The 22105-nt window shown below is 66.5% G+C and carries 17 protein-coding genes (1 of these 17 running past the window's edge); 8 read left to right on the forward strand and 9 right to left on the reverse strand.

From position 1 onward, the window contains the following. A protein-coding gene (locus GFS60_RS24400; RefSeq protein ID WP_236603276.1) for a non-ribosomal peptide synthase/polyketide synthase crosses the window boundary here: on the reverse strand, window positions 1–6754 show its start. The gene continues 20036 nt to the left of window position 1, outside the view; only the first 6754 of its 26790 coding nucleotides appear in the window; the start codon lies at window positions 6752–6754; its stop codon lies off the left edge, out of view. A 315-nt stretch (window positions 6755–7069) separates the two neighbouring features. Between GFS60_RS24400 and ychF the strand changes: the two genes are divergently transcribed. Beyond that, window positions 7070–8149: a redox-regulated ATPase YchF gene (ychF, locus tag GFS60_RS24405; protein WP_159925266.1), complete on the forward strand. Its 1080-nt coding sequence runs from the start codon at window positions 7070–7072 to the stop codon at window positions 8147–8149. Window positions 8150–8209: 60 nt separating this feature from the next. Then, entirely contained in the window at window positions 8210–9124 is a 915-nt protein-coding gene (locus GFS60_RS24410; RefSeq protein WP_159925268.1) for an exodeoxyribonuclease III, read from the forward strand. A 33-nt stretch (window positions 9125–9157) separates the two neighbouring features. Here the strand turns inward: GFS60_RS24410 and GFS60_RS38675 are convergent, their stop codons facing one another. The 5 genes from GFS60_RS38675 to GFS60_RS24430 form a co-directional block, all read right to left on the reverse strand. Next, on the reverse strand, window positions 9158–9328 hold the full coding sequence (locus GFS60_RS38675) for a hypothetical protein (RefSeq protein ID WP_201453441.1): 171 nt from the start codon (window positions 9326–9328) through the stop codon (window positions 9158–9160). A 178-nt stretch (window positions 9329–9506) separates the two neighbouring features. Continuing rightward, window positions 9507–10346 carry a GAF and ANTAR domain-containing protein gene (locus GFS60_RS24415; protein ID WP_159925270.1) on the reverse strand — a complete coding sequence of 280 codons (840 nt, stop codon included), beginning with the start codon at window positions 10344–10346 and terminating at the stop codon, window positions 9507–9509. Between the two features lie 333 nt (window positions 10347–10679). Further along, window positions 10680–11546, reverse strand: coding sequence for a PE-PPE domain-containing protein (locus GFS60_RS24420; protein ID WP_159925272.1), 867 nt, complete (start codon window positions 11544–11546; stop codon window positions 10680–10682). Between the two features lie 80 nt (window positions 11547–11626). After that, entirely contained in the window at window positions 11627–12031 is a 405-nt protein-coding gene (locus GFS60_RS24425) for a DUF1304 domain-containing protein (RefSeq protein WP_159925274.1), read from the reverse strand. Further along, on the reverse strand, window positions 12028–12492 hold the full coding sequence (locus GFS60_RS24430; protein WP_159925276.1) for a hypothetical protein: 465 nt from the start codon (window positions 12490–12492) through the stop codon (window positions 12028–12030). The genes GFS60_RS24425 and GFS60_RS24430 overlap by 4 nt, the downstream gene beginning before the upstream one ends. Window positions 12493–12579: 87 nt before the next feature. On the opposite strand from GFS60_RS24430, the gene GFS60_RS24435 reads away from it, so the two are divergent. Beyond that, complete coding sequence (locus tag GFS60_RS24435) at window positions 12580–13665, forward strand: helix-turn-helix transcriptional regulator (RefSeq protein ID WP_159925278.1); 1086 nt, start codon at window positions 12580–12582, stop codon at window positions 13663–13665. On the opposite strand, the gene GFS60_RS24440 is transcribed toward GFS60_RS24435, so the two are convergent. After that, a complete protein-coding gene (locus GFS60_RS24440; protein ID WP_159925280.1) occupies window positions 13666–14310 on the reverse strand; it encodes a dihydrofolate reductase family protein in 645 nt (214 codons plus the stop codon). 205 nt (window positions 14311–14515) lie between these two features. On the opposite strand from GFS60_RS24440, the gene GFS60_RS24445 reads away from it, so the two are divergent. The 4 genes from GFS60_RS24445 to GFS60_RS24460 all read left to right on the forward strand — a co-directional run bounded on the left by GFS60_RS24445 (window position 14516) and on the right by GFS60_RS24460 (window position 18069). Continuing rightward, a complete protein-coding gene (locus tag GFS60_RS24445) occupies window positions 14516–15181 on the forward strand; it encodes a HEAT repeat domain-containing protein (RefSeq protein WP_159925282.1) in 666 nt (221 codons plus the stop codon). A 14-nt stretch (window positions 15182–15195) separates the two neighbouring features. Then, a complete protein-coding gene (locus tag GFS60_RS24450) occupies window positions 15196–16212 on the forward strand; it encodes a MerR family transcriptional regulator (RefSeq protein ID WP_159925284.1) in 1017 nt (338 codons plus the stop codon). A 160-nt stretch (window positions 16213–16372) separates the two neighbouring features. Further along, a complete protein-coding gene (locus GFS60_RS24455; protein WP_159925286.1) occupies window positions 16373–17113 on the forward strand; it encodes an SDR family oxidoreductase in 741 nt (246 codons plus the stop codon). A gap of 71 nt (window positions 17114–17184) precedes the next feature. After that, window positions 17185–18069, forward strand: coding sequence for an alpha/beta fold hydrolase (locus GFS60_RS24460; protein WP_159925288.1), 885 nt, complete (start codon window positions 17185–17187; stop codon window positions 18067–18069). 75 nt (window positions 18070–18144) lie between these two features. Here the strand turns inward: GFS60_RS24460 and GFS60_RS24465 are convergent, their stop codons facing one another. Together GFS60_RS24465 and GFS60_RS24470 are read right to left on the reverse strand one after the other, a co-directional pair. Further along, window positions 18145–19281 (reverse strand): PrpF domain-containing protein, encoded by a 1137-nt coding sequence (locus tag GFS60_RS24465; RefSeq protein WP_159925290.1) that lies wholly within the window; start codon window positions 19279–19281, stop codon window positions 18145–18147. Window positions 19282–19381: 100 nt separating this feature from the next. Beyond that, window positions 19382–20767 (reverse strand): SLC13 family permease, encoded by a 1386-nt coding sequence (locus GFS60_RS24470; RefSeq protein WP_159925292.1) that lies wholly within the window; start codon window positions 20765–20767, stop codon window positions 19382–19384. A 139-nt stretch (window positions 20768–20906) separates the two neighbouring features. Here GFS60_RS24470 and GFS60_RS24475 point away from each other — a divergent pair, with 139 nt between their 5' ends. After that, window positions 20907–21833, forward strand: a complete 927-nt coding sequence (locus tag GFS60_RS24475) for a LysR family transcriptional regulator (RefSeq protein WP_159925294.1) — start codon at window positions 20907–20909, stop codon at window positions 21831–21833. Window positions 21834–22105 lie beyond the last annotated feature (272 nt).

Here is a 22105-nt window from a genome sequence, read left to right on the forward strand (position 1 = left end):
AGTGCGCGGGAAGCAGAGTCGCGGCGAACTCGGTCAGACGGCCCTGCTCCACTTCGGCACTCGCGGCCGGTGTCACATAGGACACCAGGGTGTGGTCACCCGAACGGGTGGTGTAGTCGACCGTCACCGCCCGGTCGATGGACGGGTGCGCGGACATCGCCGCGTCGATCTCGTCGAGGGGGATACGGTATCCGCGGAGCGACGACCGGAAGTCGGAACGGCCGACGATGTAAAGGCCCCCGTCTCGCTCGGTTCGCGCCAGATCGCCGGTGCGGTACATCCGTTCCCCGGGACCATCGAACGGACTCGCCACGAAACGGGTGCTGGTGGCACGTGCCCGGCCGTGATAGCCGCGTGCGAGGGCGGGACCACCCACATACAGCTCGCCCACGACACCCGCGGGGACGATGTGCAGCCGACGGTCCAGGACGACGAGCGGCCGCCCGGGCGCGGGTATCAGCGGGAGGGCCTGTTCCTGGTGTGCGGTCGCGCGCACCTCCGACGCTGCCACCCAGGTGACGGTCTCGGTGGAGGCATACATCTGCACCGCGGTGGTCGACGCCGGCAGCGTGGACAATCGTGCGGCCAGGTCGGCGGAGACGGCCTCGCCGCCGAGGACGACGAGTCGCGGAGCTGACAGTGGAGTGCTTCCCGCCGTAGGCAGGGCGCGAAGAATCGGATCGAATGCTGTGGGGGTCCGGCTCAGGACAGTGACGTGTTCGTGGGCGATCAACGCTGCGGTCTCGCGCGGTGATCGGGCGGTGTCTTCGTCGACGATCAGCAATCGCCCACCCTGCAGCAACGCACCCCACAGCTCCCACACGGAGAGATCGACGGTGTGGGTGGGGAACGTCGTCCACACATCGGAACGGTCGAAGCCGAAAGAGTGGGATGCGGAAGCGAAGGCGGCGAGCACGGTGCGGTGCGAGAGAGAGACCGGCTTCGGCGGCGCCGTCGAACCGGCGGTGAACAGCACATAGGCGGCCGAGTCCGGCGTCGCAGCATGCGTGAGCGGCGCATCCGACGTGGCAGCGAGTTCGACCACCGTGTCGGGAGCGTCGAGCACGACGACAGCAGAACCGGTGTCGGGGAGTTCAGCCGCGAGGTCGAGGTGAGTGATGATCATCGCGGGATCCGCCGACGTCAGGGCATGCTCGACGCGGGAGCGAGGCGAGGTCACCTCGACCGGCAGACAGGTACCGCCCGCTGCGATCACCGCGAGCACGGCGACCACCCAGTCGACGGACCTGGGAACCGCCACGGCGACTACGGCTTCGGGGGTAAGCGTGCGGTTGATCAGCAGACGGGCCAGGCGAGTGACGCGGGTAGCCAGCTCGGCATACGAGACCGTGTCACCCGCATAAGTGACGGCTCCCTGATTCGGGGACGTCGCTGCCGCGCGGAGTAATACGTCTGCGAGAGTGTGGCTTTCACTCAGAGCGACGGGCTGCCGCCAAGGCGTGAGCGCGGCGTGCCGCTCGGCTGCATCGAGGATCTCGATGTCACCGATCGGGGTCTGCGGATTCTCTGTGACCGCCTCCAGTATGCGCAGGAAACGCTCGGCGAATTTCCGCACCGTCTGCTCGTCGAACAGATCGGTGGCATACACGACCCCCGCCTGCATACCGAGGGGGGAGCCGTTGGTGTCGATGCGCTCGGAGAGCCAGAGCTGCAGATCGAACTTGGCCATTCCCGCGTCGTAGTCGACCGGCTCCAGGCGGAGTCCGGGCAGCTCGAGACCGTGCAGTTCCCGGCCCGAAGGCAAGATGTGTTCGAACTCGAGCAATACCTGGAAGAGCGGTGAATATGCCGATGAACGTGGGGGGTCCAGCACCTCCACCAGCTGTTCGAACGGGATGTCGGTGTGACCGAAGGCGGCGAGATCGGTGTCCCGCAAGTGCCGAAGGGTGTCGCCGAAACCCGTCGACAGGTCTGTCTGGGTACGCAGCACCACGGTGTTCACGAACATGCCGACTACGTCGTCCAGCGCTGCCTCGCCGCGGCCTGCCACCGGAGTGCCGACGGCGACGTCATCGGATCCACTGAGCCGGGCCAACAGAACTGCCAGTGCGGCGTGCAACACCATGAACACCGTCGACGTGGAGTTTCGCGCAAGCTCGAGCACGGCGCCGTGCAGCTCGGGGTCGATCGCGAATTCGACACGGCCGCCACGCAGCGACCGGGTGTCCGGGCGCGGGCGGTCGGTGGGCAACTCGAGCAGAGCGGGACTTCCGCTCAGTGTTTCGGTCCAGTAGTCGAGTTGCCGCGACAGCAGGCTGTCCGGGTCCGTGTCACTTCCCAGCAATGCACGCTGCCAGAGGGTGTAGTCGACGTACTGCACGGCGAGCGGTGGCCACTGCGGGGCGTGACCGGCGGTGCGCGCGGCGTACGCCGTGGTCACGTCCCGAGCCAGTGGCGCGGTCGACGCCCCGTCCGCCGCGATGTGGTGCAGAACCAGTGCCAGGACGTACTCACTGTCGCCGAGCTGAAGGAGGGTGCAACGCAAGGGGACGGCGGTGGCGACGTCGAACCTCGTCGAGCACACCTCGGAAAGGCGTTGCGCCAGTTCGCTTTCGTTCTCCACGAGGGTCGGTTCAATGACGGGTACCGCGTCGGCGGCCGGCAGGACGACCTGGTGCGGGCCGTCGGGTGATGCGGGGAACACGGTGCGCAGCGATTCGTGCCGTTCCACGATGTCACCGATCGCGGCCACCAGGGCAGGCACGTCGAGTCGTCCCGTCAAGCGGACGACCAGCGGAATGTTGTAGGCGGGTGACGTGGTGTCGTACTGATTGATGAACCACATGCGCTGTTGAGCGGAGGACAGCGGAATGACGGCGGGGCGTGCCACCGGGGCAAGGGCGGGACGGTCGGGCCCGCGATGCTCTTTCCGGTCGAGTCTCGCAGCCAGTGTCGCCACGGTCGGCGCCTCGAACAGTTCAGCGACCCCCATCGTGGTGCCGAGGGCCGCGTTCACCCGGGCCACCACCCGGGTCGCCGTCAGCGAATTCCCGCCCAGATCGAAGTAGTCGTCGTCGGCGCCGATGCCGCTGACCCCCAGCACGGTCTCCCAGACGGCGGCGACGGTGGCCTCCGTCGGTGTGGCCGGCTTCCGATGAGTGCTGCCGGGCAGGAAGGTGGGTGCGGGCAACGCCGCACGGTCGAGTTTCCCACCAGGGGTGAGCGGGATCTCGTCGAGCGGCACGATGGCCGACGGAAGCATGTACCGAGGGAGGGTGCGTCGCAGGAGCGTTTCTAATCCGGGGACGTCCACCTGCGCGCCTTGCGCCGGTCGCACGTATGCGACGAGTGTGGGGTCGCCTGCGCTGGTGGCGCGGTCGACCGTCGCAGCGAAGCTCACCGTGGGATGCCGCATCAGGACGGCATCGATCTCGCCGAGTTCGATACGGAACCCGCGGATCTTGACCTGGAAGTCGCTGCGGCCCAGGTACTCCAGCGACAGGCCGGTGGGTGTTCCGTCCGGAAGGCCGGCACACTTCCGCCACGCGGCGACGTCGCCCGTGCGGTAGAGGCGCTCGCCCGGTGGACCGTGCGGGTCGGCAACGAAACGTGCTGCAGTCAAGCCGGGTCGCCGGTGATACCCGCGGGCAAGGCCGGGACCACCCAGATACACCTCGCCTGCGACTCCCGGCGGAACCGGATGGAGTCGGGAGTCGAGAACCAGGATCGAGAATCCCCGGATCGGCCCGCCCAGGGTCACCCGTTGCCCTGGCGTGAGCGGTGGGCTCAGCGTCGACATGATCGTGGCCTCGGTGGGGCCGTATGCGTTGCGGACCCTCCGGGCGTCAGACGCCCACCGCGTGACCAACTCGGGCGGGCTTGCCTCGCCGGCGAGGGCCAGATCGGTCAGCTCGGGGAGGGCTGCGGGATCGAGTGTCGCCGCGGTGGTCGGCGTGAATATTGCGTGGCTGACGTGCTCGTCGGCGAGTACCCGGGTCAGTTCGGCGCCGCCGACGACGGCAGGTGGCACGATCACCACCCGCGCGCCCGCACCGAATGCGCTGAGCAGTTCGAAGATGGAAGCGTCGAAACTGGGCGAAGCGAAATGGGAGACCCGCGACTTCGGTGAAATGTCCAGACCTTCGCGTTCCGCGCTGACGAGGTCGGCGATGCCCCGGTGACCGACCGACACGCCCTTCGGGATGCCGGTGGAACCGGACGTGTAGATCACGTAGGCCGCGTGGTCACGCCGCAGCGGCCGCAACCGGTCCGCCTGGGTCACACGGGTAGGTGAGCACCCGGCGACCGTCGTCTCGGTTCGTGTGTCGTCCAAGTCGAGCCAGGACACGGCAGGCGAACGCAGGCGGTGCCGGTGATCGGTCACGCCCAGCACCGCGCCCGAATCGGTCAGCATGTGCTCGATGCGTGCCTGCGGGTAGTTCGGGTCCACCGGGAGGAACGCTGCACCGGACTTCGCGACGGCCCAGAGCGCGAGCACGAACTCGGAAGATCGCGGTAGTGCGAGCGCGACGATGGTGTCCGGTCCGGCACCGCGCGCGATCAGCAGGCGCGCCAACTGATTCGATTCCTCGTCGAGTTCCCGGTACGACATGTCCGTGCCCCGCTCGGAGACGGCGATGGCGTCGGGATCGATCTCCGCGGCCGAAGTCAGGATGTCGGGCAGCAGTCGGGGCGGCAACGCAGGTGGTCCCAGAGCGGGTACCAGGTTCGCGCGTTCGGCGGGAGTGAGGACGTCGACATCGCCGACGGCCGCACCGGAGTCGAGCGTGGCGACATCGAGCAGGCGCACCAAGCGGTCTCCGAACTCCCGCACGGTGTCGGGTTCGAACAAGGCCGTCGCGAAAAGAAGCTGGATATCGACGCCTGCGCAGTCGGGTTGCGCCGTGCAGACGACCGACAGATCCGCGCCGTCGGTCGGTGACGCGTCCGTTGCCGCACCCACGAATTCGAGACCGATCTGGAATGGGTACCGGCCGGACGACTCGTCCCGTCGGCCCAGTGCCTCCGCGATTTCGTCGAAGGGAACGTCGGAGTGGGTGTACGCGCCCAGCTCCGTGTCGCGGACCCGTCCGAGCACGTCGGTGAACGTCTGAGCGCTGTCGACGAGGGTGCGCAGGATCAGCGGCCCACCGCCGGGACCGCCGGAGGTGCCGACCGCGATGTCGTCGGTGCTCCCCAGTCGCGAGAGCAGTGCGACCAGCCCGGTATGGATCGCGGAGAAGGCTGCGAATCGGCAGTCGGCGCCGACACTGTGCATGCGTTGGTGCAGTTCGGCCGGGATGCGAACATCGACCCGTCCGTCGGCCACGAGTGTGCGATCGGCGGGCCGCGGGTGGTCGGTGGGCAAAAGGTCGTTCGCGGACAGGCCGTCGAGGGTCTGCTTCCAATAGTCGAGCGCAGCCATCTTCCGCCGTCGGCGTGCTCCTTCGGCGGCGGATTCGACATGAACGTCCGCTGTCGCGTCTTCGGGGCGGGCCCCCAGGAGCTCCTCCAATAGGGCGACGAAAGCGGAATGGTGCCGACGCAAGTCCTCGTCGGTGTACCGGTGCGGGTTGCCCCGGAACTCGACCAGCGTCCTCTCGGGTGTGCCGCTGCGGTAGACGTTCACCAGGAGGTCCTCGACGGGACCGGACGTGACGACGTGGAATTCCCCGGTCACCGGGCCCAGTGTGATTTCCGGGTGGAAGAGCATGACGTTGACCATCGGACCGGTGAGCCGGCGGCCGGACGATCGGTCGCCGGCATCACGGCGAATGTCCTCGAGGGTGTAGCGCTGATGGCGGAGTGCGCCCATGAGCTCCAACTGGGACCGGCGCAGCATCTCGTCCACCCGGTCTCGGGGCGGCGCGCTGATGTGCAGTGGGGCGAGGCTGACGAGCATTCCACCGGAACGTCGCAGGGTGGTGGTGGTTCGACCGGAGACGGGCAGGCTGAGCAACACTTTCTCGCGGCCGCTCATTCTCGCCAGGTAGCAGCCGAAGGCAGCCACGACCACGCCGGCTGCGGGAACTCCGAACACCTCGTCCGAGTGCATCAGGCGCTCTGACGCGGCATCCGACAGCGAGGTGGTCAGGAGGATGCTCTTCGCGACCGCCGGCGAGACCACCTCGGACAGGCTCGACCCCTCCGCGAACCCGGCGATCCGCTGCGCCCAGTAGTCGCGGTCGGCTTCGAATCGAGACGACGACCGATACTGCTGGTCGAGGGCGTAGAGCGTGCGCAGATCCGCCGCGGGATTCGGTTCCGGGGGGCGCCCCTGCACGGCAGCCGTGTAGAGGGCGGCGATGCGATTGACCATGGTCATCGCCCCGTATCCGTCCAGCGCGATGTGGTGAATCCTGCTGTACCACAAGTAATGCTGATCCCCGACGTGCAGAACCGCTGATGCGGCCAGCATGTCCGCCTCGGGGTCGAGGGGTCTCGTGTAGTCGTCCTCCATCCACGTGTGCGCCGCCGCCACCGGGTCGGCGGCGGCCCGGAGGTCGACGTACTCGGTCGACAACTCGAGGGTCGGGTCGACCACCTGGAAAGGTTCGCCGTCCACCTCGAAAATGCGGAGGTACGGGGAGTGGAACTCGCGCGCAGCGGTCACGGAGGCCTCGTCGAGCAAGCCCACATCCAAGGGTCCGTGCACTTCGACGTACTGCGCGATGCAGAGGGGAACCTCGGGCGTCAGCCGCTGCGCCAGCCACATCCCGCGCTGCGCCGACGACAGCGGGAAGCCGGCACCGAACCTGTCGGTGTGGGGGTCGGATGAAGTTGAAGAATCCAAGGGGAGGATCCCTCCATGCAACGACCGGGGGTCGCGGGTGACCGCCACACCCGTGGGGCGTGGAGGTCAGAGAGGCCCGGGGTACGGGTTTCAGTTACGGTGCGGTGATCGTTCGGGACCGCGTGCTGACTGTGTCCTTCCGGTGTGGTGCTTAGCCTTGTTACATCGTCAACCCGACGCCCCCCGTTACGGGTCCCGGCCAGGAGTTTCGGCAGCCGTGTGGCATCTCCGGGCTACCACCGGGTTACACCCCGAACGGTGACCCGCGCAACTGGTGATCGGTCACCGCGGCCGAGGCCGTAGAATCCAACGACCGTGAGCCTTACCCTCGGAATCGTCGGACTGCCCAACGTCGGCAAGTCCACCTTGTTCAACGCGCTGACCAACAACGACGTGCTGGCCGCGAACTACCCGTTCGCCACCATCGAACCCAACGTCGGCCTGGTCGAACTGCCCGATCCCCGGCTGAACAAGCTCGCCGAGATCTTCGCTTCCCAGCGGATCCTGCCTGCGACGGTGTCGTTCGTCGACATCGCCGGCATCGTGAAGGGCGCCTCCGAAGGCGCCGGTCTCGGCAACAAGTTCCTGGCCAACATTCGGGAAGCCGACGCCATCTGCCAGGTGGTACGCGTGTTCAACGACGACGACGTGGTGCACGTCGACGGCCGCGTCGACCCGGCGTCCGACATCGAGGTGATCGAGACCGAGCTCGTCATCGCCGACATGCAGACGTTGGAGAAGGCTCTGCCGCGGCTCGAAAAGGAAGCGAAGAAGAACAAGGACCTCAAGCCCCTGCACGAGGCCGCACTGGCCGCGCAGGAAGTGCTCGACACCGGCAAGACGCTGTTCAGCGCGAAGGACAAGCTCGACTTCACACTGCTGCGCGAGCTGAGCCTGCTCACCACCAAGCCGTTCCTCTACGTGTTCAACGCCGACGAGGCAGTGCTCACGGACGAGGCGAAGGTCGCCGAGCTGCGCGCGTCCGTCGCCCCCGCGGACGCCGTGTTCCTCGACGCCAAGGTCGAACAGGAATTGCTCGAGCTCGACGAAGAGGACCGGCAGGAGATGCTCGACTCCATCGGACAGTCCGAGCCCGGCCTCCACGCACTCGCCCGCACCGGCTTCCACACCCTCGGCCTGCAGACCTACCTCACCGCAGGCCCCAAGGAAGCACGGGCCTGGACCATCCACAAGGGCGACACCGCACCCCAGGCCGCCGGCGTCATCCACACCGACTTCGAACGCGGCTTCATCAAGGCCGAGATCGTCTCCTTCGACGACCTCGTCGCTGCCGGCTCCATGGCCGCCGCCAAAGCCGCCGGCAAGGTGCGCATGGAAGGCAAGGACTACATCATGGCCGACGGAGACGTCGTGGAGTTCCGCTTCAACGTCTAAGACTCGGGTGACTACCCAGCCGAGTTCGGTCGCTCGAGACGGTTCCCTACACTGTGTCCCGTGCGGATCGCGACCTTCAACCTCAATGGGATTCGTGCGGCGCAGCGGCGCGGATTCGAGGAGTGGCTGGCTGATCGTCGACCCGATGTGGTCGCGATCCAGGAGATGCGGGCCCGTGCCAGCGCTATTCCGCCGGGTGTGTTCGGCGAGTACCACCTGGCGTACGACGAGGGGGAGCTCGCGGGCCGCAATGGTGTGGCGGTCCTGACTCGGTGTGCGCCCCTCGCGATTCGAACGTGGAGTGGTGCGGCGCTCGTGCAACGGCCGGGGGAAACGCACACCGAGACAGTCGAACTCGACCCTGTGGCGTTGGCCCGTGGGCTGGGGGAGTTCGCCAAGGAGGGCCGGTACCTCGAGGTGGACCTTGCCGAGGCGCCGATCACCGTGGTGTCGATGTACCTCCCGAAGGGCGGTCTTCCGGCGCACCTGCAGAAGCCGGGGCGCATGCGGGAGGCGCCCGACGGTGGAGCCCGCTACGACCGCAAGATGCGGTTCCTCTCCGCATTCGCGCGACAGCTGACCCGCGCGCGCCGCACGGCACGCGCACGGGGCAGGGAACTGCTGGTGATGGGTGACCTCAATATTGCGCACACCCGTCACGACGTTCGGAACTGGCGCCGCAGCAACCAGGTGGAGGGTTATCTGCCGGAGGAACGTGAGTGGTTCGACTCCATCCTGTCGCCGCGCACGCTCGTCGACGTCGTCCGGCGACAGCATCCGGGTGTCGACGGTCCGTACTCGTGGTGGTCGTGGCTAGGGCAGTCGTTCGTGAACGACGTCGGGTGGCGCATCGACTACCACCTTGCGACGCCAGGTTTGGCGGGGGCGGTGGTCGCGGCCGGCACCGACCGGGATCCGGCGGCGGACCGCCGGATGAGTGACCACGCTCCGGTGGTCGTGGACTATGCGCTCTGAGCAGATCACGTACTTGGGACAGTGCGGCGAGAACTACAACCCGCGACGAGCGACCTCGGCCTCGAGTTCTTCGATGCGCTCACGGGCGTGGATGCAATACGCCTCGCCGTAGTCGTTGGCAACAGATTCTCCGAGGAGTGCCCGCTGCTCCGCCAGGATCGCGGTCAGCTTTTCGCTGCCCAGTGTGGTGACGTCGTCGTACACCGTCCCATTGTCGCAGGCGTGGGCCGCCGAAGCACGCGTACTCTCGACCGGAAGTGGCTGCTCGTTCCTACGTGTGCATCTGCTCAGCGCGCGGAGTTGAGAAAGCAGCTCCGAGGGCGCGCACGGTCCTGTTCGGTGGGTCTTATGCCGGGCAGGACTTTGTGCTGCAGTGAGCGGATCAGGAGGGTTCTTTGGCCGTCTCGTCGGCGGTTGTGGCGTCGACTCCGGAGACGGCGGCCAGCAGTTCTTTCGCGACAACCCGCAACTTTCGGTTGCTGCGCTGCGAATTCTCGGCGAGCATCTGGAAGGCGGCGTCGGCGTCGATCCGGTGGATGGCCATCAGCATGCCCTTGGCCTGTTCGATCGGGGCGCGGCTTTCGAGGGCCTCGCGTAGCCCGTCGGCGAGATCCCGCGCATGCCGGAAGCGCGCATAGTCGCCGATGGCACGGGCCAGAGCGGCGGTCAGGGCATCGACGACGGCTTCGTCCTGCTCGGTGAAGGCGTCGGGCCTGCGACCATAGATGTTGAGCGAACCGAAACGCTCGCTAGGTGTGTAGAGCGGGGCAGCGAGGAACGAGCGGACGCCTTCTTCTTTCGCGGCGGCGATGAACTGGGGCCAGCGTGCGTCGGCACTGTCGACGTCTACGCGCACTGTCTCGCCCGTGGTGGCCGCATGCAGGCACGGACCCTCGCCGATTTCGTACTGGTGGGCGTCGACCTGCAGGGTTCGCGCATCGGTGTGCACTGCGGTGAAGGTGCGGCCGCCGGACACGATGGTGATGCCGCAGCTGTCGGCGCCGTCGATCGCCTCGTGCGCGATCTCCACTGCTCGCTGCAGTACAACCACCAGGTGATCTTCGTCGGAGATCGACCCGCCCATAGCGGTCACCAACGTAGCCAACCGCTCGACGCTCAGCGTCGCGGCAGACCGGGCAACCTTCTTCACCACCGCGGGGGCGTCCTCGGGTGAGGCGAGGACGGAATCTGCGGTGGCCGCATCAGCGTGATATGCGTCCATAACGACCCATTATGACCCCGCGCCCCTTCGATGTGGAACCAGGGCGTTCCAGAACTGCGGCGGCGGTCGGCGCCAGGGGAGGCGTTCCAGGCGCAGGTCTGAAGCTGTGGTTGAGCAATCGGGTATCCGGGCACGTCTCTTTAGGAAGGTGTCAGAAGCGGTCGGCAACCGGAGGGAGATCCTGATGAGTGTGCGACAAACGGTGACCGGTGCACTCGCGGTCGGGAGGTTGGCGCTCGACGCGGGAGTGGCTCTCATCTCCCTCGGCGGACTGATGGCAGTGCACAGTGCGGTCGGTGAGGGAGCGTCGATGGCCGTCGTAGCGCGTTCGGTTCAGGCGGCCGGGCTCAGTGACTCGGAGACCGTGTGGTCATCCACCGTGTCGCACAGCCAGCGTGCCAACACCTGACATCCCGTCAGCCCACTCGCGTCGAGGGGCTCGGTTGCGTACGCGATGTGCCGTCCACCCCGCCGGTTGGCGATACGAATGCCACGCCAGGCCAGCCGTGGCGGGAGGTAGCCAAGAATTTCGACGAGTGCGATACGCAGACGCCGGAGGTCGGTACGCCACTGACGGGGGCTGAAGCGGGTGTTCGCCGCATTCTGGAAACTGTTGTGGCGGAGCAGCTGCCACATGTGCGTACACCAGGTGTGCACGGTGTGCAAGGACATCGATCGGGTGAGATCCGCAATGTCGCGGATGTAGCTGTCGTCGCTGGCGTTGCAGATCATGTCCTGCGGGTTCGCCACCCACATCACCGAAACCGCGGCGGGGAGTGGCGGGCCTTCGCCGGCGACGCCGCGTCCCTCGCAGCCCGGCACCACCCCGGCCGGTTGCTGCGGATCCGAAATGAATCCGGCGGCAACGATGCGGCCCGCTGGGACAATGCCCGCAGCGATCATTCCGAGAAGTTCCCGGATGACCGTGCACCCCTGCGAGTAGCCGATCAGGGCGATCGGGCCGGCGTCTTCCCGGAGTCGGTCGAGTAACGCGCAGACGCCCGCTTCGGTGCTCTGCACGTAGCTGAGGCCACCCGTCGCGACCGGCCCGTACGACGCCGGGTAACCCACCCATCGGGGCGCAAAACGGTCGTCGAGTCGGACGGTCACCTCGCGGAGGAGGCCCGAGACTTCGGTGCGGCGGTCATCGGGACGGGATTCGCCGGTGCCACCGACGGCGAGCACGGTCATCTGTGACATCACTCCATGGTGCCGCCCGGTGACGCTCCCGGGTGGGTTCGGAGCCTGAGAACTTACTGGCAATCGCGAGACGATCGTGCTCATCCGATCGCCAGGGCCACCAACGCCACCAGGGGAGGTGTGCTCTGGGACAGGGCTCCGGCGACGCCCGACCCGCGAGGGCGGCTCAGGGCCATACGGTCCGAGACGGCCAGGGCGATTCCTGCGAGGAACATGAAGATGCAGGTGTAGATCACGAGGGTGCGGCCTGCGGTGTCCGACCCGGCCCACCAGAGAACCACGCCGGCCACTGCGCCGGAACCGAGGAACAAGTTGTAGAACCCGACGTTGAACGCCCACAGGCGGACAGCCGGTACGTCGGAGGTGGGAATCCTGAACAGCCGCTCGTGCACCGACGGCCGGGGGAACACCACCGATTCCCACACGAACGCGAGTAGGTGAACGGCCGCCGCGATCAGCGCGGCAATCTGAGCAATGACGATCATGACGCACCCGCTTGGCTCGCCAGCGTGATCCCGTACTCGTTCGCGACCTCGAGGAGAAGGGGTGCGGCGTCCTCCTCCGAGTGCTGAGCGCGACCGAGAGCGTCGAGTTCGGTGAAGAACCCGCTCATGTGCGCACCGGCCGTGACGAGGAGGAACTCGGCCGACTCGCTGAGAACGGTGAAGGTGTTCATCGTTCCCGGGGGGAAGGTGATGGATTCACCCGCGGCGAGTTCGTAACCGGTGTCGGCCGCCTGAACGAGAATCCGGCCGCGCAACAGGTGGTAGGACTTCGGCCACGGCTCGGTATGCAGTGGCCCCGGTCTGCCTTGCCGACTCTCGACCAGGAAGACCTCGTATGCCCCGCGGGTGACCTCGCCGGGTACCAGCACCGTGATATCCGCGTCGGGAATGGTGAGGCGTGGGCCGTCACAGGAGCGGAGGATGTGAACGTGGGTAGACATACTGCGACCGTAGAACCGGCGTGATCGGTGGCCCATCCCAGAAATCTGGGATAGCCGCGAGGGTGTGAGCAGCGCATACTTGGCTGCATGCTCGAGATCCGAGCGGACAGGATCCGCCGGGAAGTGGTGGCGTTGGCGGCATCGGGTGCCGGCGTCCCGCAAGTGCACGAGCGCGCCATCGAGCTGGTCGAGCAGACGGTGTGCAGTGACCTGACGTGTTGGGCGATGATCGACCCGGAGTCGCTCTCGATCAGTTCGATGACCAGCGGGCGCAATCGCATTCCTCAGGAATACGAGCCGCTGCTTGCCGAGTCGGAATACGGCGGAAGTGATCCCGCGACGTTCGCCGATCTCGCCTGCACCGGTCGTGGAGTCGCCCGTGCCTCCGACCTGCCCGTCGACGAGGTGGCGCGCAGTCTCCGGCACAGTTCCGTGTGGCGGCCCCTCGGTCTGCCACGAGAGGTTCGGGTCATCTTCCGAGTGGACGGAACCTGCTGGGGTGGAGCCGGCTTCGTTCGATCGGGGCCAGATTTTTCCGACCGCGATGTCGAGTTCCTCGCGCTGGTGGCGCCGGGACTGGCGGCCGCGACCCGGGCAGCGGCAGTGCACGCTCCGGCTACCCACCCACCGGACGATCAGGGGCCGGCAGTGGTGTTGACCAGTGCCACGGGCGATCCCCTTTCCTTCACTTCCGCGGCCCGAACCTGGCGGGATCGCGTCGAGGAAGTCGCCCACGGGCGGATGACCGTGGTGCTACGGGCCGCGACATTCGGTGCACGGTCCAGCAGTTCCGGGATGTTCCGGGCCCGCATCCGTGACGCACACGGCGGCTGGATTCTGGTGCGAGCAACCGCCATGCTCGGTGGCGACGAACCGCAGGCCGTGGTCACTTTCGAATCGGCCGGTGGCGGCGACCTCACCGGTCTGCTGCTCGCCGCCTATGGGTTGACCGCACGAGAACGCGAAATCTGTAGCGACGTTGTGGCGGGATACGCCACATCCGACATCGCGCAGCGCCGTGCCATTACTGCGAATACCGTGCAGGATCACCTGAAATCCGTCTATGCGAAGACGGGAGTTCGCAGTCGCGCCGAACTCGCTGCGCGGCTCCGATTCGGCCCTGCGACGGAACCGGCAGGCGCCGGTTCCCCGCAGGTGCGTCGGGCAGAGTGATCACCTGCGCCAGAACAGGTGGTGTGCCACACCGCTGGGGCTCGGCACAACCTCGAGATGAAACCGGTCGAGCAGTTCATCGGGGGAATCCCACAGTCGCACGCCGGACCCGAGTTGCACCGGAGAGACCACCACATGCATGGTGTCCACGAGGTCGGCGTCGAGGAACTGGCGGATGGTGGTAGCCCCGCCGCCGAGTCGGACGTCCTTGCCGCCCGCGGCGTCACGCGCTTGCTCGAGAACCGTGGCAGGGTCACCTCCGACGAAGTGGAATGTGGTGTCGGAGAGGGTGAACGACGGACGCTCGTGATGAGTCATCACGAATACCGGAGTATGGAACGGCGGTTCGTCGCCCCACCAGCCGCGCCAGCTGTAGTCCTCCCACGGCCCCCGTTGGGGTCCGAACTTGTTGCGGCCCATGATCTCGGCGCCGATGTTTCGGGCGAAATCCCGCGTGAAGTAGTCGTCGAGTCCGCGGCTCCCGCCGGGGTCGGTCCGCATGGGCCAGCTCGCCGTGGCGCCGGCCCAGGTGAACATTTCGCCGGGGTCGGCGTGGCCGAACGGTCTCTCGAAGCTCTGGTTTTCACCGGCGCCGAACCCGTCGCGAGACACCGTGAAGTTCTGGACTCTCAGCAGCTGATCCATTCAATTTCTCCCGCACTGTCGAAGAGGGTGATGATGGTTGGACTCCGCGAGCCGGACAAACTCATCGGTGGAACTCGCACCCCTCACAGTAGAGAAGGCGGGTGACTCTTCTCGTGCAACCGGATCTCGAGTTGATCCACGCCCACCCTGACGGCAACGCTTGACCCTGACACAGTGACAAGGACTCGAATGGTCGGCGAAGGAGGTGGTTGTCGTGAACACAACCAACCACGGTGGGTCGAGCGCTCACCTCGTCGACACTCTGGCTGCGGGCGGCCCGTCGAGCCGGCTGCGGGCGGCGCTCGCGGCCGGCACGCGCTCAGACCCCCAGTTCATGGACGCTCTCGTCGCTCGGTGCGCCGTCGAACCGGACTTCTTCGTCCGCGACATGCTGACCTGGGCATTGTGCCGCCTGCCGCCCGAGCTCACGGTGCCGAGACTGGTCCGAGAGCTCGGGTCCGACACTGCGCAGGCCCGCAGTCAGTCGCTGCACACCCTGTCCAAGATCGGGGATCGGCTCGCCTGGCCCGGGGTGTCGGGACTGCTGCACGACGACCACGACGAGGTCGCGCGCAGCGCGTGGCGGGCGGCCGTGGTGCTCGTGCCGCCGGGCGAGGAGGCCGCGCTCGCGGCCGATCTGGCGACAGAACTAGGCCGGGGCGATCAGCACCTGCAGCTCAGTCTGAGCCGTGCGCTGGTCGGACTCGGGGATGCTGTCCTACCGGTCCTCGACGACGCGAGGGCGAGTCCCGATCCGCGGATTCGTGCGCATGCCGATGCTACGAAGCAGCTCTGTCACGACCCCGACAGCGGATTCAGCCTTGCACTCGAGATGGCGACGCGCGTCGCGGTCGCCGGCCCGGACACGTAGCGGAAGGAGAGGGGATGTTGATCGGCGAGGTTTCTCGGCGGTGCGGCGTCAGTACGCGAATGCTGCGTCACTACGACACGTTGGGATTGGTCAGTCCCACCGGCCGCACCACTGGCGGCTACCGCGAATACTCCGCCGGCGACATCCGACGGCTGTTCCACGTCGAGAGCCTGAGGACGTTGGGGCTGTCGTTGAACGAAGTCAAACGAGCACTGGACGGGCCCGATTTCACTCCGGCCGATCTGGTGGGAGACCTCATCCGGCACACCCGCCAGCGAATCGCTGCCGATCAGGAACTGCTCGCGAAGCTCGAACGTGTAGACGCCGCCTCCCCGGCGGAGTGGGAAGATGTCCTGCGCATCGTCGCCCTGCTGCGCGCACTCGAATCGGAGTCGGCGGCCCGTCGTCAACAAGCGATCCTGTCGCAGAGCGGGAAGGCATCGCTACCCGTCGAAGCGCTGGTCGAGGCCGCCCTCGCGGAGGAAGACCCCAATGTGGCCGGTGCGCTGCACTGGTCGTTGGCGAGGGTCGCCGGTCGCGGACTTGCGCATCTTGCCAAGGGTCTCGACGCGGAGGAGGTCGACGTCCGGCGTCGCGCGACTGCCGCGATAGCGGCTGTCCACACAGCGGAGGCAACGGTACATCTGAGACGAGCCCTCGATGATCCGGATGCCGGCATCCGCGGGTACGCCGCCCTGGCTCTCGGCTCTCGGGGAAACGTGGACTCGATACCGGCCCTCCTCGAGATGGTCGTCGACGGGCGGCGCGATGTCGAGGCGGCCGAAGTCCTGGGCCTGCTGACGACCATTGCATCTCCGGCGGAAGATATCGTCGAGGCCCTGCAGCGCGAACTCCACAACGCCGACGATGCACCCACCAGGCTGCGAATCACACAGGCCCTCGCGGAGATTCCCGGCACGGCGGCCCGGGCGGTACTCGGCAGGCTCACCGACGACGGCGACCGGACGATCGCGTCCACCGCGGCAGCGATCGTGAGCGCGCAGGACCGGGGTCGAAGCCCGCTCCGATAATGAAGGTCGCATCCGGTCAAAGTCCCCGTCGTCCGATGATGTCGAGATACGAACGGACCCGGCGATAGCGGTTCACAGCGCGTCGCCGAGCGAGGACAATGGGCAGAGGCCTCCGGCATCTCGGCGCCGACCGTCGGCGACGGCCGTGAAAGGTGAGACGATGAAGCTTGCAGTCATCGGTGGTACCGGGTTGATCGGATCGCAGGTGGTCCGCAAGCTGAACGAAGCCGGTCACGAGGCGATTCCCGCGTCGCAGTCCACCGGCGTCGACCTGATCTCGGGTCAGGGTCTGGACAGCGCACTCGAGGGTACAGATGTGGTGATCGATGCCTCGAACTCCCCGACCTTCGATGAGGCGTCCCTGGACTTCTTCCGGGCCTCCATGAGTAACCTGCTGGCGGCCGGGGAACGTGCCGGTGTCCGGCATCAGGTGGTCCTCTCGATCGTCGGTGTCGATCAAGTGCCCCAGTTGGACTACTACCGGGCAAAGACCCTCCAGGAGAACCTGCTCCGGCAGGGGCCGACGCCGTACTCCATCCTTCGTGCCACCCAGTTCTTCGAGTTTGTCGACGCCGTCTTGTCCTGGACCTCCGACGGCGACACAGTGCGGCTGCCCTCCACCCCACTCCAGCCGATTGCCGCTGCGGAGGTGGTCGATGCGCTCGTCGAAGTCTCCACTGGTACACCGCTGGGAGGTATCCGAGACATTGCCGGTCCGGAGGTTTTTCCTCTCGACGAACTCGGCAGAATCACGTTGGCGGCGCAGGGCGATGCCCGGACCGTGACTCTCGACGAGAACGCCGGGTTGTTCGGCGCAGTTACCGGAGACGTGCTCACAGTGGGTTCAGACGCTGGTCTGGCGCCCACGCACTATCGGGACTGGCTTCAGCAGCGTCGCTGACGTCTGCGAGGGAACTGCAGTTTCGACGCCGACCCGGGTTCGGGTTCCGGCCAACACGGTGAGGAGTCCAGGTGACGCGAGAGGGAAGTATCCAGGTCGGCGACCGGACCATCACGTATCTCGAAGCCGGTGACCCGGGCGGACCACTCGTGCTGCACAACCACGGGGGACCCTCGAGCCGACTGGAGGCGGAACTGTTCGATCCGTATGCGAAGGCCAACGGACTGAGATTCGTATGCGCGGACCGGCCGGGCATGGGCGGGTCAGATCTCCAGCGGGGCCGCACCTTCGAAAGCTGGACCGATGACCTCCTGCTGCTGGCCGACTCCTTCGGCGCCCACCGATTCGCAGTAACCGGCTGGTCCGAGGGTGGACCGTGGGCCCTCGCGGCCGCCGCCTATCTGGATCCCGCACGGCTGGTCAATATCGTGTGCATCGCCGGGGGCAATTACGGAACGTTCGGATCGAACTGGGCCGCGAAGTACCTCAGTAGCGTCGACGCGCTGGGTGGCCGCCTGGCGCTTCACTTCCATCCCGGTTTCACACTCATGTACGACGTGCTCGGTATCAGTGCCACCCATTTCGCGGATCGCTACGCGAAGGCGATCACGCAGTCGGCGTGCACCGCGGATCAGGAGGTGTTGGCTGACGAAAAGGTCCTCGACGCGTTTCTGAGGGCAGGGCGCGAGTGCTTTCGGCATGGCGCGGACGGACTCGTCGCCGATGCCACGATGCTCTACAAGGCCTGGCCGTTCGACATGACGACAGTGACTCGCCCCGTGCACTTCTGGCAGGGAAGCGCCGACACCCTGGTGCCGGAGATCATCAACAAGACGGTAGCGGACAAGACCCCGGGCGCCGTCTGGCACCCGATCAGTGGTGGTGGTCATTTCATCGCCGTCAGCCACGCGAACGACATTCTCGCGCTGGTAGCGAGCGACCTTGCACCAGTGTGAAAATGACGCTCCCTCCGACTGCCGCCGTCAGAGGACGGTGAACGCTTCGATCCGGACCAGAGTGAGTCGTCAACTTCAGATTCCCGCACCCACGAGCGCGGAAGTCGAGATTGCCACGAAGAGATCTGCGGTCGCGATTCGTCGTACGGCTCGATGCAGGGTCACCGTCTGCAGGATGCCGTGAGGGTCTAGGGCGTAGTCGACGTCGAGAACGCCTGCAGCGGTGCCGATACGGAGCGAACCCGGCCAGCCGATTCGGGCGTTGGTGGCGACGGTCCCGCCCGACACGGTGACGGCTGCCGCCACTGCGACAGCGGACGTGAGCCCGATCGCGGGATGGGGGGCCATCATCGACATCATGCGTACCGACACGTCGTAGTCCTCGGCGCGCACCAGAGTTCCTGTTGCGGTGCGGTAGTCCGTGGGTGGTCCGACGATTCCCACTTTCGGGATGGCGTGGGTTATCGGATCGGTGGGCCGTGCGAGTCCCATCAAGAGTGCAGCCTCGCGGCGAAGGGCGATGAGCGTGGGAAGCCGGTCGGCGAGGGTGTCGTTGTCCTCTGCGCCGGTGAGCCCGAGGTCCGTCGCGTCGAACAGCGCGGTTGGAGCGCCGGCCCGGACGAGTGTTCCTCGATACATGTTGCTGCCGAGCTCGATTCGGTTGACGGCCTGGCCGGTCGGCAGCAGGGTGGTGCGATCGGCGTCCAACCCGGTGAACGTCAGACCCACCGGCACGCCGAGTGCCGGCGTGCCCGGGACCGAGGCGCTTCCCTCGGTGGGGACGTGGCGACCCGGCGTGGCGATCTCTGCCCGCAGTACGGCTCCGGTGTTCTGATTCCGCATGCGCACGATGGTGAGGGTGTCGTCGATGGCGACCAACCCGGCTTGCACTGCGTAGAGGCCGATCGCGGTGGCGCAGTTACCGCAGTCGCTGCCCCATTCGACCGTCCGGTCGTCGATCGCCACCTGAGCGAACAGGTAGTCGACGTCGATGTCCGGCACGGTGGATCGCCGCACGATGGCGGCCTTGGATGTGGTGGAGCTACCGCCTCCGACGCCGTCGAGCTGCCTCGGATCGCCGGACCCGAAAGCGGCCGTGAGGATGTTGTCGAGTCCGCCGGCGCCGGCGATGTAGGGGTCGATGTCGACGGCGTTGAAGAGCCAGCACTTGCTGGTCCCGCCTCGCATCCAGGTGCCTCGGAGAGTGAACATCGGAAGGACCTTTCGATCGTGTCTGTGCTTCCAGGCTGTGGTCCGCGAGGTTCAAGCACAATGGAGAAATCTGTCGTGGTCGTTCAGTGCGGCTTAAGAGTCAGAGCAGTGCCGGCACGACGACCAGGATCAGCCAGCACAGCGCCGGGGCGACGGCGACGACGATGCCTGCGTTGAGCAGCAGCTGACGGTAGAAGCGCGGCCGCTCGATGTTCTGGGCATTGGCCAGAACGAGGGCGCCGTTCGTCGAGAACGGGGACACGTCGACGACGGTGGCGGAGATGGCGAGAGCGGCGACGACACCGACCACTGGTAGCGCTCCCGTTCCCAGCAGCGGCATGGCGAGCGGAATCACCGCGGCGAGCAGTGCTGTGGAGGATGCGAAGGCGGAGGTGACGCCGATGACGTAGCAGAGCACGAACGCGACGATGAGCGGTGCGCCGATGGTGATGGCCATCTCTGCCAGGTGGTCGATGGTGCCCACCTCTTGCAGGATGGAGATGTAGGTGACCATGCCCGCCACGAGGAGGACCGTCGACCAGCTGATGTCCGCGATCGCGTCGTTCTGCTTCTTCAGATCGGTGAACGCCAGGACTGCTCCCGCCGCGATGGCTATGAAGCTGATCGGCAGATGCAGGACCAGGACCAGTACCAACAGGGCCCCGATGAGGAACAGCGTCAGCTTTTGGGCGCGGGTAACGGGTGCGGGTGCATCGATGAGGGTGGTCGAGACCGGCCGCGTGAGTACTCGCGTGCCCGGTGCTCCCGAGCTGCTGCTGCCGCCGCCCGTGGGCAGTGTCGTCCGGTGCGGCGCGCCGTCACGTGAACCGCCGAGGGGCGCGGCATCAGTCGACCCGGTTGCGGAGAACTCCAGTCCTCGGGTGCGGGCGAGCGCGGCGTAGCCGACCACCGTCAGCACCGAGAGCAGCAGGTTGATGCCGTAACTGGAGACGAACAACGTCCACGGGGCGATGGAGAGACCGTTCGACTCGACGATGTCTCGGACCAGGACACCGGAGACGGAGATCGGCGAGAAGGCGCCGGCGTGGGCCCCGTTGATGACCATGATGCCCATGACCAGCGGGCTCATGTGAGTGCGGGCGGCGAACGCCATCGCGGCAGGGATGATCAGAGCGACGGCGGCGGGACTGAATGTTCCCAGTGCGGTGAGCACGGATGCGGTGAAGAAGAACACCCAGGGAACGACCGTGACCCGTCCGTTCACCGCACGAATGCAGCTGTTGACCAGCAGGTCGATGGTGCCGTTGCGCTTGGCCATGCCGAAGAAGTAGGTCACTCCGACGATGGTGAGCACGATCGAACTCGGAAACGCGGTGAGAATTTCCTTGTCGTCGTACCCGAGTGCGAAATAGCCGACGACGAAAGCGCCGATGAAGCCGAGAATGCCGATGTTGATCGGAAAGAAGGTGGCGATCGCGAACATCGCAACGAGCGCGATGAGCGGGAGGATCTCGATGGAGGTCATAAGAGAGCTTTCCAGGCGTGGGCAGAAGGTCACATTCAGCGCTTGAACGTCGTCCAAATCACACTATTGACGGCACCGGCTTAAGGGCAATACCGTTTCGCTACTGATCCCTTTAGCTCAACTGAAGTCGGGAGGTCGAGTGCAGCACTCATTCGACGTCGTCACGCTGTTCCTGTTGCTCGACATTGCGGAAGCGGGTTCGTTGACTGCCGGTGCCGAGCGCGCTCGGATGACCCCTTCGGCCGCGTCGCAGCGCATCGCCAAGCTCGAACACAGCATCAAGCAGCCGGTGCTCACCCGGCTGCCCCGTGGGGTCCAGCTCACCGAGGCCGGTGAAGTCCTGACCAGCCGCGCTCGCCTGTTCCGACGCGAGATGCGCGCCGCGAGCGGCGATCTCGAAGCGATCCGTGGCCTGCAGCGCGGGTCTGTGCGGCTCGGTTCTTTCCCTACGGTCAGCGCGTCGCTGCTCTCTGACGCGCTGAAGGAGTACCACTCACGGTGGCCTGAAGTCGACGTGCGCGTGCGTTCGGCGGTACGCCCGCAACTTCTCGACATGCTGCACTCGAGCGAGGTGGATCTGGCGTTGCTGTGGAGCTACTCGTGGACCGAGGAAGCCGAGCGGTCGCTGTCGCTGGAATCGTTGATGGAGGACGAGACGGTCCTGTTGCTGCCCATCGATCATCGGAGCGACGACGAGATCGCGCTCCCGGAACTTTGCGATGCTCGTTGGATCATCCGAAGCAACGATCATCCGGCAGGGGAGGTTCTTCTCCGTAGTTGCCGCGCAGCCGGATTCGAACCCGACGTCGTCTACGAAGCCCACGACTACCAGGAGATCGAAGCGATGGTCGCTGCCGGCGTCGGAATCGCCATGGTTCCGAGGCTCGCCGTGGCCTACCACCGGCCGGACGTCCGGACGGTGACTTTTCGTGAGCAGGACCGTGTGCCGACGCGCGTCATCTACATCGCCTCTCTCGCCCGCCGCCAGTACACCCCCGCCATGTACGCGATCTCACGCGCACTACGCGGCGCCGCCGACCGCATGGCCACTGCGCCGTCCGTCTGACGGCGGAGGAGGTGCACGTCCCGAAGGGCCGAGTGTGAAAGCAGCACCGAAAGCCCGGCAGCTGTACGACGCGGTCACCGGCGTCACGCGCATCGACGAACGCAGCCCCGAGTGCCGCCGCTGCGCATGGCTGCCGGGACGGTTTCGTATCGGATCGACCGACTGCCGTACCGCCCACTGCCCTCGCTCGATTAGCGTCTGCTCCCGCAGCATCGGGACATGCGACCCCAGATGCGACAGAATCTCGAGGCCCTGCGGAAGCAGGCGCATGC

The sequence above is a fragment of the Rhodococcus sp. WAY2 genome, from assembly GCF_009859915.1.
Classification (GTDB): Bacteria; Actinomycetota; Actinomycetes; order Mycobacteriales; family Mycobacteriaceae; genus Rhodococcus_F; species Rhodococcus_F oxybenzonivorans.